At 75.1% G+C, this 11,920-nt stretch carries 7 protein-coding genes and 1 pseudogene; 6 read left to right on the top strand and 2 right to left on the bottom strand.

Features of this window, described 5'->3' with window-relative positions:
* The 6 genes and pseudogenes from AB0881_RS35930 to AB0881_RS35905 all read left to right on the top strand — a co-directional run.
* Positions 1-202: pseudogene (locus AB0881_RS35930) on the top strand (hypothetical protein); the annotation flags it as partial.
* Positions 202-618, top strand: coding sequence for a helix-turn-helix transcriptional regulator (locus tag AB0881_RS35925; RefSeq protein ID WP_366624446.1), 417 nt, complete (start codon positions 202-204; stop codon positions 616-618). The pseudogene AB0881_RS35930 and the gene AB0881_RS35925, both read left to right, overlap by 1 nt.
* 9 nt (positions 619-627) lie before the next feature.
* Entirely contained in the window at positions 628-1,044 is a 417-nt protein-coding gene (locus AB0881_RS35920) for a VOC family protein (RefSeq protein WP_366624444.1), read from the top strand.
* An 81-nt stretch (positions 1,045-1,125) separates the two neighbouring features.
* Entirely contained in the window at positions 1,126-3,171 is a 2,046-nt protein-coding gene (locus AB0881_RS35915; protein WP_366624442.1) for an ATP-binding protein, read from the top strand.
* A gap of 68 nt (positions 3,172-3,239) precedes the next feature.
* Positions 3,240-4,550: an FAD-dependent monooxygenase gene (locus tag AB0881_RS35910; RefSeq protein WP_366624440.1), complete on the top strand. Its 1,311-nt coding sequence runs from the start codon at positions 3,240-3,242 to the stop codon at positions 4,548-4,550.
* Between the two features lie 81 nt (positions 4,551-4,631).
* The gene (locus tag AB0881_RS35905; RefSeq protein WP_366624438.1) at positions 4,632-4,991 is read left to right on the top strand and encodes a hypothetical protein; all 360 of its coding nucleotides are present in this window, start codon (positions 4,632-4,634) and stop codon (positions 4,989-4,991) included.
* A gap of 55 nt (positions 4,992-5,046) precedes the next feature.
* Here AB0881_RS35905 and AB0881_RS35900 read toward each other — a convergent pair whose 3' ends face one another.
* Positions 5,047-10,527 carry a biotin carboxylase N-terminal domain-containing protein gene (locus tag AB0881_RS35900; protein WP_366624436.1) on the bottom strand — a complete coding sequence of 1,827 codons (5,481 nt, stop codon included), beginning with the start codon at positions 10,525-10,527 and terminating at the stop codon, positions 5,047-5,049.
* A gap of 189 nt (positions 10,528-10,716) precedes the next feature.
* Entirely contained in the window at positions 10,717-11,838 is a 1,122-nt protein-coding gene (locus AB0881_RS35895; RefSeq protein WP_366624434.1) for a hypothetical protein, read from the bottom strand.
* Positions 11,839-11,920 lie beyond the last annotated feature (82 nt).

Genomic DNA, 11,920 nt, shown 5'->3' with positions numbered 1-11,920 from the left:
GCCGACCGCGGAGATGGGCCGGCGGTACGGGGCGTTCGGCCCGGAGGTGAAGGTGCCGGAATCGGCGCCGCTGCTGGACCGCCTGCTGGGCATGGACGGCCGCGCTGGCCGCCTTCCTGGCCACCGCGCGCCGCTGAAGGACGCGGGCCCGGTCCGTGCCGGGAACGGTGACCTGCGGCGTTGTGCGAAACTGGGGCCGTGATGCTGGAGGACCTGGTCCGGCTGCGCCGGGCCCGCGACACGATGGACCGCGACTACGCCGAACCGCTGGACGTCCCGGCGCTGGCGGCCGTCGCCCTCATGTCGCCGGGCCACTTCTCCCGCAGCTTCCGCGCCGCGTTCGGGGAGACGCCCTACAACTACCTGATGACCCGCCGGATCGAGCGGGCCAAGGCGCTGCTGCGGCGCGGCGACCTGTCGGTGACGGAGGTCTGCTTCGCGGTCGGCTGTACCTCGCTCGGGTCGTTCAGCACGCGCTTCACCGAGCTGGTCGGCGAGAGCCCCAGCGCGTACCGGGCCCGCTCCCATGACGAGGGCGCCGGCATCCCGGCCTGCATTGCCAAGATCTATACACGTCCTGTCAGGAACGGAGAAGCCGGACCGCCGCCCCGCACGTAGCGTGGGGGCATGGAGATCAGGCTTTCCACATGTTTCATCGCCGTCGACGACCATGACAAGGCGGTCCCCTTCTACCGGGACGCCCTCGGCCTGGAGGTCCGCAACGACGTCGGCTTCGAGGGGATGCGCTGGGTGACCCTCGGCGCGCCGTCGCAGCCCGGGGTGGACATCGTCCTCGAACCGCCGCTCGCGGACCCGAACGCCTCGCCCGCCGACCGGGAGGCCATGGCGGAGCTGCTGGCCAAGGGCATGCTGCGCGCCGTCATCTTCAGCACCGACGACTGCGACGCCACGTTCGAGCGCATCCGCGCCGCGGGCGGCGAGGTCCTGCAGGAGCCGATGGACCAGCCGTACGGCGTCCGCGACTGCGCCTTCCGCGACCCCGCCGGAAACATGCTGCGCTTCAACCAGGCCCGCGAGGAGTGACCTGAACGGGGCGCCCGCCGGGCGATGGCCCGGCGGGCGGCGGTGGCTAGGGTGGGCCGGAGGCGTCGGTGCGTGGAGGGCGTGGAGGGCGCTGTGGCCGAGGGCGGGACGGTCGGGGACCGGCTGCGGCGCGCGCGGCGGCGCCGGTTCGTGGGCCGTGCCGGGGAGATCGAGCTGCTGCGCGGCGCGCTCGCCGACGGGACGTTCGCCGTCCTGTTCCTGCACGGGCCCGGCGGCGTCGGGAAGAGCGCGCTGCTGGCGGAGATGGCCGAGGCGGTGCGCGGGAGCGGCGTCGCGCCCGTGCTCGTGGACGCGCGGACCGTCACGCCCGACCCGGCGGCGTTCCGGCGGGCGGTGGAACCGCCGGCCGGCGGCCGGTACGCGGTCCTGATCGACACCTACGAGATGCTCGCGCCGCTCGACGACTGGATCCGGGAGCGCTTCGTCCCGGGCCTGCCCGCCGACACCGTCGTCGTCATCGCCGGGCGGGACCCGCCGTCGCCGCGCTGGATCGCCGACGCCGGCTGGCACGAGCTGCTGCGGGTGGTGTCGGTCCGCAACCTCAGCCCGTCCGACACGCGGGAGTACCTGCGCGTCGAGGGCGTCCCCGAAGAGCTGCACGAGCGGGTGCTGGAGCTGACGCACGGGCATCCGCTGACGCTGTCGCTGCTCGTGGACATGGTCGCCAGGCGGCAGGACGTGCCGGGGGCGCTGGGCGGCGCGCCCGACATCGTCCGGGCGCTGCTCGCGCGGCTGGTCGACCAGGTCCCCGGCCCGCGGCACCGGGAGGCGCTGCAGATCTGCGCGCACGCCCGCTTCACCACCGAGGAGCTGCTGCGCGCCATGCTCGGGGACGGCGCCGCGGCGCTGTTCGGCTGGCTGCGGGCGCAGTCGTTCGTCGAGGAGCGCGAGTACGGGCTGTTCCCGCACGACGTCGTCCGCGACATCCTGGACGCCGACCTGCGCTGGCGCGACCCCGGCGGGTACGCGGCGCTGCACCGGTCCCTGCGCGCCCACTTCGTCGCGCGCGTCCGCCGCGCCGCGGAGGACGACGGCGTCCGGCACCAGGCCCTCGCGGACGTCATGTTCCTCGCCCGCGGCCATCCCGTCGTCAGCGGGTACTGGCGGCTCACCGGCCTCGACCGGCTGTCCGCCGGCGGGCTGCGGCCGGGCGACGCCGAGACCGTCCTGGCGATGACGCGCGAGCTGCAGGGCGAGGAGCAGGCGGCGTACGCGGCGTACTGGCTCGAACGCCAGCCCGGTGGATTCGGGATCTTCCGGGACGGTGCGGGCGAGCCGTTCGGGTACGCGGCGTACCTGGAACTGCGCGAGGCCGACCTCGGGGACGATCCGGGCGCGCGGGCGATGTGGGGGCACGTGCTGCGGCACGGGCCGCCGCGGCCGGGCGAGACCGTGCTGGCCTGGCGGTTCTTCGCCGACACCGAGCCGGACGCGCGGCCCACCCGGTCGGAGACCATGATCCGGCTCTGGCACGGGCAGGAGATCATCGCCCGCGGCGGCGCGCGGGCCTGGGACCTGGTCTGCGTGCCGTCCGACCGCGACTACTGGGACCCGCTGCTGTCGTTCTTCGACTTCCACCACGCGCCCGAGGCGGCGTTCCGCGTCGGCGGGCTGCCCTACGAGGTGTACGCCCACGACTGGCGGGTCCTCGGCGTCGACGACTGGCTGGCGCTCACCGCCGAGCGCGAGCTCGGCGCCCCTGTCACGCCGCCCACGGCGGCCGCGCCCGAGCTCGTCCTGTCGCAGCCGGAGTTCGCGCAGGCCGTCCGCGCCGCCCTGCGGGACCTGCGCAGCCCCGGCCGGCTGGCCGGGAACCCGCTGCTGCGCTCCCGCCTCGTGCGGGCCGCCGACGATCCCGCGGCCGAGCTGCGGCGGCTGGTCGAGGAGGCCGCCGGGACGCTCCGGGACGATCCGCGCGAGGAGTCGCCGTACCGGGTCGCCGACCGCACGTTCCTGCGCCCCGCCCCGACGCAGGAACGCGCCGCCGAGATGCTCGGCCTGCCGTTCAGCACCTACCGGCGGCACCGCGACCGGGCCGTGGAACGGATCGCCGCGTGGCTGTGGGAGCGCGAACTCTACGGGAGCGGACACCAGATGGACACCTGATGGCCTGGCAGGTGGGCAGCGGGCCGCCGCATCGTCGCCTCAACGAACCCGCGAAGGGGAGGCACGAGATGCGAGTCATCGGAGAGCACGCGGTGGTCCTGGGCGCCGGCATGGCGGGGCTGCTCGCCGCCCGCGCCCTGTCCGGGGCGTACGAGCGCGTCACGGTCGTCGAGCGCGATCAGGAAGGGCCGGGACGGTCGCGCAAGGGCGTACCGCAGGGCAGGCACGCGCACATCCTGCTGCCGCGCGGGCAGCGGGTGCTCGAAGGGCTCCTGCCCGGCCTGGAACGCGAGCTGATCGAGGGCGGCGCCGTCGTCGCCGACCCCGGCACCGACCACCACTTCAGCCTCGGCGGCCACACCCTCGCGCGGCGGCCCGGCGCGGAGCGGGCGATCCAGGCCGGCAGGCCGTTCCTGGAGCGGACCGTCCGCGGCCGCGTCGCGGCGCTGCCCGGGGTCGCGTTCGCCGAGGGGCGCGACGTCGTCGGCCTCCTCACCGGCGGGCCGGGCCGGATCACCGGCGTCCAGGTCATGCCCAGGCACGCGGGCGGCGCCGCCGAGGAGATCCGCGCGGACCTCGTCGTCGACGCGATGGGCCGCGCCGGCCGCACCCGGTACTGGCTGGAGCGGCTCGGGCACGGGCCCGTCCCGCAGGAGGAGATCAAGGTCTCGGTCGGCTACGCCACCCGCCCGATCCGGCTGCCGGCCGGCACCGGCGCCGGCAAGGCCGTCGTCGTCGGCCCGCGGCCCGGCCGGCCGCGCGGGATGGCGATGGTCGCCGTCGAGGGCGACCGGTACCTGCTGACCGTCGCCGGACTGGGCGACCGGCCGCCGACGGACGACGGCGGCTTCCTCGCCTACGCGTGCGCGATCGCGCCGCCGGAAGCGGCCGAGGCGATCCGCGCGGCCGAGCCGCTGGGCGCCGTCGCCGCCCACCGGTACGCGTCGGACCTGCGCAACCGCTACGAGCGCGTCCGCGGCCTCCCCGAGGGGCTCGTCGTCCTCGGCGACGCGCTGTGCAGCTTCAACCCGATCTACGCGCAGGGCATGACCGTGGCCTGCCTGGAGGCCGAGGTGCTGCGCGGCTGCCTGGACGCCGGAGCGCGCGGCCTGGCCGGCCGCTACTTCCGCGCCGTGGCCAGGACGCTGAACGTCCCGTGGCGGATGGCGGTGGCCGCCGACCTGGCCATGCCCGAGGTCGAGGGCCGCCGCGGCCTCGCCGTCCGGGCCATGAACGCCTACGTCGAGCGCGTCCAGGCCGCCGCCGCCCGCGACACCGAGGTCGCCGAGCAGTTCTTCCGCGTCATCGGCCTCCTCGACCCGCCGCCGGCCCTGATGCGCCCGTCGATCGTCGCCCGCTCCCTCCGCCCGGCGGCCTGATCCGGGCGGGCCCTCGCATTACCCCTGGGGTAATCGATGCGCGGCGGGCGGGCTGGGAGGGTCGTCGGCATGGAGCGTGCGATGGAAGCGATGGCGGGCGGCCGGGTCGCCTGGGGAGCGCTGGCACTGGCCGCGCCCGGCCTCAACGTGAAGCTGGCCGGCCTGGGCGATCGGGACACCCCCGAGCTCAGGTACATGATCCGCGTCTTCGGCAGCCGGGCCCTGGCCCTCGGCCTCGGCTACCTGCTGAGCGATCCGGCGGCGCGGCGGCGGTGGCGGCGGCTGTGCCTGGTGGTGGACGTCTGCGACACCGCGGCCGGGGCCGTCCACCTGGTCCGCGGGGACGTGCCGCGCGGATCGGTGGCGGGGCTGGTGGCGATCACCGGCGGCTACGCGGCCCTGGGCGTCCTGGCCCAGCGGAACGGCGCGGACCCCGCCTGACCGGCCGGTGTGCCGGGCGTCCCCCTGAGGCGGGGGCGCCCGGCACACTGCGGCATCAGCGGTCCAGGCCCCGCTCGATGGCCTCGATGACGCGGGGACGCAGCTCGGCGGCGCTGATGATCGCGTCCACCGAGCCGACCTCGACCGCGCGCTGGATGCTGTGCACCCGGTCGAACTCGGCGGCGACCTCGCCGAGCTTCTCCGCCCGCACCGCGGACTGGACCTCGGCCAGCTGCGCGTTCAGCGCGGCCCGCTCGGCGCCGGTGGTCTCCGCCACCTGCGCCTGCAGCTTGGTCACCCGCGGGTCGGTCGCGGTGCGGTTGCCCACCTCGCCCGAGAAGACCACGGCCGCCGCGGGGGCGCCGCCGAGCACCGAGGCGAACGAGCCCTCCAGCGCCAGCACGGTCATGTTCGGGTTGAGCGCCTTGGAGAACACCACGAACGCGCCGCCGTGGTAACGGGAGATCACGCAGAACACGATCGGGCCGTCGAAGTTCACGATCGCCCGTCCGATCTCCGCGCCGTACTCCAGCTGGAGCTTGCGCATCGACTCCGGCGAGCCGTCGAAACCGGACAGGTTCGCCAGCACGACCAGCGGCCGGTTCCCGGACGCCGCGTTGATCGCCCGCGCGGTCTTCTTCGACGACCGCGGGAACAGCGTGCCCGCGGTGTAGGTGTCCGGGCCGTCGGTGGGCGGGAACCCGCGGCGCGGCACCGACCGCGACTCGATGCCGACCAGGCAGACCGGCTGGCCGCCGATGTGGACGTCCTGGACGGCGGACGTCTCGGCGTCGGCCATGTCCGCCCAGCGCTCCAGCACCGGATGGTCCTGATCGGACAGGGCGCGCATCACCGTCCGGATGTCGAACGGCTTCTTGCGGTCCGGGTTGTGCTCGGCGGAGAAGATCTCGCCGACGGTCGCGAAGTCGCTCCCGGCCAGCGCGTGCGGGAAGGCGGAGACGTCCCGGTCGAACGGGTCCTCCGTGCCGGCCTTGCGCGGGCCCGCCTCGCCCGGCACCACGTACGTGTGGTCGTAGTGCGCCATCAGCACGTCGCGGGCGGCCGGCAGGTCCGGCGCCCAGTACTGCGCCTGCCCGTTCGGCCCCATCACGCGGTCGTAGCCGCCGATGCCGAAGTTGTCCTCGGCCGACACGCCGCCGGAGAAGTCCAGCGACTGCTTGCCGGTGAGCACCATCGCCGAGTCCGGCGTCATCACCAGGACGCCCTTGGTGTGCATGAGCATCGTGGCCTCGGCGTTCCAGTACGGCTGGGCGCCGACGTTGATCCCGGCGACCACGACGTTGATCTCGCCGCCGGCCTGGGTGAACGTCACGATCCGCTTGAGCGCGGCCGCGACCCAGTCCATGTTCTCGGTTCCCGAGTCCATCGAGATCCGGGCGCCCGCCGACAGCGCGAACCACTCCAGCGGCACCCGCATCCGCTCGGCCAGGTCCAGCGCCGCGATCACCCGCGAGCACTCCGGCTCCGACAGCGCGCCCAGCGCCTTGGTCGGGTCGCCGAGCAGCACCACGCGGGTGACGCCCTCCGGGTGCCGCGCGGTCGGCGTCGTGACGACGCCCGCGACGATCGCCGCGGTGTTGCGCCCCTTCGGCCGGTCCACCGGGACGAGCGCGCCGTCCCCGTCGAGGTCGTGCTCGGTGAACGTGCCGTCCGGGCCGGCGAGCAGGCCGGTCAGCTCGTACGGGTACACGTTGCCGCGCCGCGCCGCGCGCAGCACCTTCTGGCGGTAGTCGTCCAGCGGCCGCACCGGCTCCGTGGCCGGCCCGGCGACGTGCAGGCGCGGCCCGTGGCCCGGCTCCTGCGTGATCCGGACGGCGATCTCGGTCAGCGCGCCGGCGGGCGTGCGCCGGCGCGCCACGAACTGGACCTCCTCCAGCCCCGCGCCGCGGATGGTCGGCAGCAGCCGCCGCACCAGCGCCTTGAGCTCGTCGGCGGTCAGCTCGGTCGGCGGCCAGACGTACATCAGGATCCGGTTGGTGTCGAACCGCTTGTTCTGCGGCCGCTGCGCCTGGATGTTGCGGATCGAGTCCAGGCAGGCGGTGAACACGTCCTCCGCCACCGGCAGCGCGATCACCCGGCCGTCGGCGTCGCGCAGCGGCGTCAGGTCGCGGACCTGGCCCAGCGCGATGAGCCGCTCGTCGGCCGGGTTGCTCTTCGCGACGGCCCGGAACAGGTAGATCTCCTCGTCCGCGGACGGCAGCCGGGTGAGGTCGAACTCGCGCCACCGCTGCAGCTGCAGGCGCTGCGCGATCTGCGGGTGCAGGCCGCGGATCAGCCGGTCCTCGGCGAGGCCGTCGCCCTCCGGCCGGAACGTGAAGTGGTGGTGCATCACGGCGCCGCCGGTCCCGGTGACGGTGGCGGTGATCCGGCGGACGCCCTCGGGCCGCGGCCGCTCGGCGAGCAGGCGCCCGAGCCGCTCCGCCATCGCGTCGGCGTTCGGCTGGTCCTCCCACGTCACGTAGAGGTCGGCGACCACGCCGGCCGCGTCGCCCGCCTCGGCGGCGAGCGTGCCGACGGCGCCGAGGGCGTCCGGCAGGGCGGCGATGTCGACGGCGGTGGTCACCAGCCGCGTCGCCTCGCCCGAGCCGGTGTGCTCGGCGGTCACGAAGCGGCAGCCCGCGACGTCCCGGGCGGTGATCCCGTCCAGCCACCGGTTGCCGTAGTAGCGGCGGGTCAGCACCTCCAGCAGCGGCGCGTGGTCCCGGCCGGGCCGGCCGATCCGCTGGCCGATCAGCCGGACGAGCGGTTCCGAGCTGGCCACCATCGCCTGGATCCGCGCGGCGCGGTCGGGCGCGTCCGGGTTCCCGTCCAGGTGGCGCAGGTCGTCGCGGACGGCGGCGTACACCTTGGCGCGCTCGCGGCGCATCAGCGGCTGGGTGAACCAGCGGAACACCACGCCGCGGGCCAGGTCGGCCACCGCGGGGAAGCGCACCTGCGTGGCCTCGACCAGGTGCTCCAGGACGGTCCCGGCGCGCTCGCCGAGCGACTCCAGCGGCGGCGGGCCGGCCAGCCACTGGCGCAGCAGCTCCGACACCAGCGCGACGCCGGCGCCCATCCGCTGCTGGGCCAGGAAGATCCGGAAGACCGCGGCCTCCAGCTCCGGCGTGCGGTCGAGGTCCGCGACGCCGTAGTGGGCGAGCACCTCGCCGAGCTTGGCCCGGAAGCCCTCGGTGAGGCCGGCCCGCTCGGCGTCCAGGCTCCGCAGGTAGCTGTGGAAGAACTCGCGCGGGCTGTGCACCGGGCTGCCCGGCTCGGTCTCCGGCTCGCCGCCCGGCTTGTTGCGGCTCAGCTCGGACAGGTCGGCGAACACCGTCAGCAGGTCCAGCTCGCCTTCGAGCGGCCGCCCGCCCAGCTCGGCGCGCGCGGCCAGGTAGCCCGACAGCACCCGGTCGCGGTCGTACGGGTCGGCGTCGAAGCCGAGCAGCAGGCCGCGCAGGTCCTGGAGGCCGCGCGCGGCGCGGTCGGCCGCGGCGGCGGCGGGCTCGGCGGGCAGCTCGATCTCGACGGCCGCGGTGTCCGGCCCGGCCTCCTCGGCGCCCTCGTCGGCCAGCGGCTCCAGCCGCATCAGCGGCGCGCCCGTCTCGACCTGGGCGCCCACCGCCACCGGGCACTCGCGGACGCGGGCGCGGAACGGCGCGCGCAGCACCGTCTCCATCTTCATGCTCTCCAGCACCAGGATCGGCGCGCCCGACTCGACCTCGTCGCCCACCGCCAGCGGCGTCGCGACCACCAGCGCGGGGGCGGGGGAGCGGACGACGCCGCCCTCGTCCCGGCTGATCCGGTGCGTGACGCCGTCGACCTCGACCAGGTGGATCGGGCCGTGGGTGGCCGACACCAGCCGGAACCGGTGGCCGTTGACGACGATCTGGCCGCTGTGCGCGTCGTACCGCTCGATCTCGACGTCCGCCGGGTGCGCGTCGCCGCCGCCGGAGATGGTGACGCGGAACCGCCGGTGCCCGACCCGGGCGACGCTCACCCGGTAGCCGACGCCGCGGAGCTTGAGGTCCAGCGGGCGGCCCGGGTCGTGCTGGACCTGCGGGCGCCCGCCGCGCGCGGTCGACAGCAGCCGCCCGCGGGACACCTCCTCCTCGTCCTGGTACGCCTCGATCGCGGCCGCCGCCAGGGCGATCGCGGAGTGCCGGTGGCTGACCAGCCGGCCCTCGCCGCGCACCCGGTCGATCCAGCCGGTGTCGGCGGTCCCGTCGATCACCTCGGGCTGGTCGAGCAGGTCGAGCACGAAGCTCTTGTTGGTCGCGCCGCCCTCGATGATCACCGTGGTGCCGGCCATCGCGCGGCGCAGCCGGCCCAGGGCGTGCTCACGGTCGCGGCCGGACGCGATGATCTTGGCGATCATCGAGTCGAAGTCGGCCGGGATCGTGTCGCCCTCGCTGACGCCGGTGTCCACCCGGATGCCGGGCCCGGCGGGCAGCACGAGCCGCGCGATGCGGCCCGGGGCGGGCGCGAAGTCGCGGTCGGGGTCCTCGGCGTTGAGCCGCGCCTCGACGGCGTGTCCGGACTCGCCCGGCTGCGGGCCCTCCAGCCGCCCGCCGCCCGCCACGTGCAGCTGGAGCCGTACCAGGTCGGTGCCGGTGGTGATCTCGGTGATCGGGTGCTCGACCTGGAGCCGGGTGTTGACCTCCAGGAACGCGAACAGCCGCTCGCCCGGGTGGTACAGGAACTCGACGGTGCAGGCGCCGCGGTAGCCGACGGCCACGGCGAGCCGCTCGGCCGCCGCCTTCAGCTCGGCCGCCTGCTCCGCCGCCAGCACCGGCGACGCCGACTCCTCGATGATCTTCTGGTTGCGGCGCTGCACCGAGCAGTCCCGCACGCCCAGCGCCCACGCCGTCTCCCCGTCGGAGATCACCTGGACCTCGACGTGGCGGGCGCCGGTGACCAGCCGCTCCAGGAAGACCACGCCGGAGCCGAACGCCCGCAGCGCCTCCTGGCTGGTGCGCTCGTACGCCGCGGCGAGCTCCTCCCGCGAGCCGACCTTGCGGATGCCGCGCCCGCCGCCGCCCGCGGTCGCCTTGAGCATCAGCGGGTAGCCGATCGCGTCCCCGGCGCGCAGCGCGTCCTCCAGGGTGGCGACCTCGCCGCGGCTCCACGGCGCCACCGGGACGCCGACCTCCTCGGCGATCAGCTTCGCGCCGATCTTGTCGCCCAGCCTGCGCATCGCCTCCGCGCTCGGCCCCACGAACGTGACGCCGACCCGCTCGCACAGCTCGGCGAACGCCGGGTCCTCGGCGACGAACCCCCAGCCGACCCACGCGGCGTCCGCCCCGGTCTCCACCAGCGCCCGCTCCAGGACGGCCAGGTCGAGGTACGGGCGCGCCGACGCCGGGCCCAGCGGGTAGGCGACGTCCGCCTCCCGGACGAAGGTCGCGCCGCGATCGGCGTCGGTGTAGAGGGCGACCGTCTCGATCCGCGCCCCGGTCTCCGCCGAGAGGTCCCGGACGGCGTGGATGAGCCGCATCGCGGCCTCTCCACGATTGACGATGGCGATTCGACTGAACACCCTCTGAGCCTCCAAATAGCCGCGCACAGAAGGCGACGCCCGCGCACCGGGGCGTCGCCCGCACCTGCCCTCCACCCTCCTGGACGGCGGCCGTGTTCGCCAATGTCCCGCATCTCGCAGGGTGGAGCCGCTGTGTTGTAGGGACCCCACAAATTGGGCGGGCCGGATGGATCGCGCGCGGCGGCGGCCTCAGCGGCTCGAGAGCAGGACCGGTCCGCCGATGTTGGTCGTGCCCAGCGTCCAGAGGTCGCCGGATACGGGGTCGATGGCCAGCGGCTTCACGAGGATGTTGCTCCGGAACGGGACGGCGGGGGTCGGCACGCGCTCCCAGGCGCCGCCGCGGTAGCGGATCAGCCCCGGGGCGGCGGGCTGGTCCGTGGCGTGGCCGTTGGCCCACAGGGTCCCGTCGGGGGCGCGCGCGATGCGGGCGAGGGCGTTGAGCCCGTCCGGTACGGGGACGTGCTTCCAGGTGGTGCCGTCCCAGCGGAGCAGGACCGCCCTGCCGCCGCCGTCGGTCCAGTCGACGCCGGCCGCCCAGGCCTCGCCGGACGACAGCGGCAGCACGTCGGTGATCGTCCCCAGGCGGGTGTCCTGCTCCACAGGGACGCGCTTCCACGCGGTGCCGTCCCAGCGGTGCGCCTCGACGGTGTCGGTGTAGTCGGAGGTCTGGCCGAACAGCCAGACGTCGTCGGCCGACCGCACTTGCAGGTTGTGCTGGCGCAGGGTCGGGAGGGCGGTGACGTGCGCCCAGGAGCCGCCCGTCCAGCGGTAGAGGTCGCCGGCCGTCGACAGCCACACGCCGGCCGCGTCGGCCTGGAGGTGCGCGCCGGTCGCGCCGGAGGGCAGCGGGACCTCGGCGAACGCCGAGCCGGTGAAGCGCCCGATGTAGGACCGCGCCGGGCCGTCGGTGACGTGCCTCGTCCCGGAGATCCAGACGTCCTCGGGGGAGACGGCCTCGACGTTGGTGATCGTGGCCTGCCGGGGCAGCCCGCCGAGGGGGTACTCCACCCAGCCGCCGTTCTTCCAGCGCCGTACGACGGGGTTGCCGGGGATCGTCCGCCCGGTGCCGGGGATGGGGCCCGGGACGACGAGTTCGCCCTGGGTGCCGGCGATCCAGACGCTGTCGGGGGACGCGGCCGCGACGTCTTCGAGGTAGTTGTTGGGCCAGAAGAAGGGGAGCGACACCTGCTGGAGGTCGCCCGAGGTATCGCGGGCGGCGGGTGCCGCGGGGGACGCGGCGGCGGGGGAGGCGAGCCCGGCGGCGGCGAGGACGCCGGCCGCCAGCGCGGCGGAGACCGTGAGTCGGAACATGGCCGCCAGTATGTACTGGCATGATCGCCACTTCTTGTTAGGTTCGGAACAAAAGCGGCATTCCAGATCGTGTCGCCCGGGT

Origin of the sequence: Spirillospora sp. NPDC029432, from assembly GCF_040703975.1 — a bacterium.
Classification (GTDB): Bacteria; Actinomycetota; Actinomycetes; order Streptosporangiales; family Streptosporangiaceae; genus Spirillospora.
This window is presented reverse-complemented; position numbering and strand designations above follow the sequence as displayed.

Excerpts from the sequence above, each read along its gene's own strand:
- AB0881_RS35895 (WP_366624434.1), bottom strand. The coding sequence starts at position 11,838 with ATGTTCCGACTCACGGTCTCCGCCGCGCTGGCGGCCGGCGTCCTCGCC.
- AB0881_RS35905 (WP_366624438.1), top strand. The coding sequence starts at position 4,632 with ATGGAAGCGATGGCGGGCGGCCGGGTCGCCTGGGGAGCGCTGGCACTG.
- AB0881_RS35920 (WP_366624444.1), top strand. The coding sequence starts at position 628 with ATGGAGATCAGGCTTTCCACATGTTTCATCGCCGTCGACGACCATGAC.
- AB0881_RS35910 (WP_366624440.1), top strand. The coding sequence starts at position 3,240 with ATGCGAGTCATCGGAGAGCACGCGGTGGTCCTGGGCGCCGGCATGGCG.
- AB0881_RS35925 (WP_366624446.1), top strand. The coding sequence starts at position 202 with ATGCTGGAGGACCTGGTCCGGCTGCGCCGGGCCCGCGACACGATGGAC.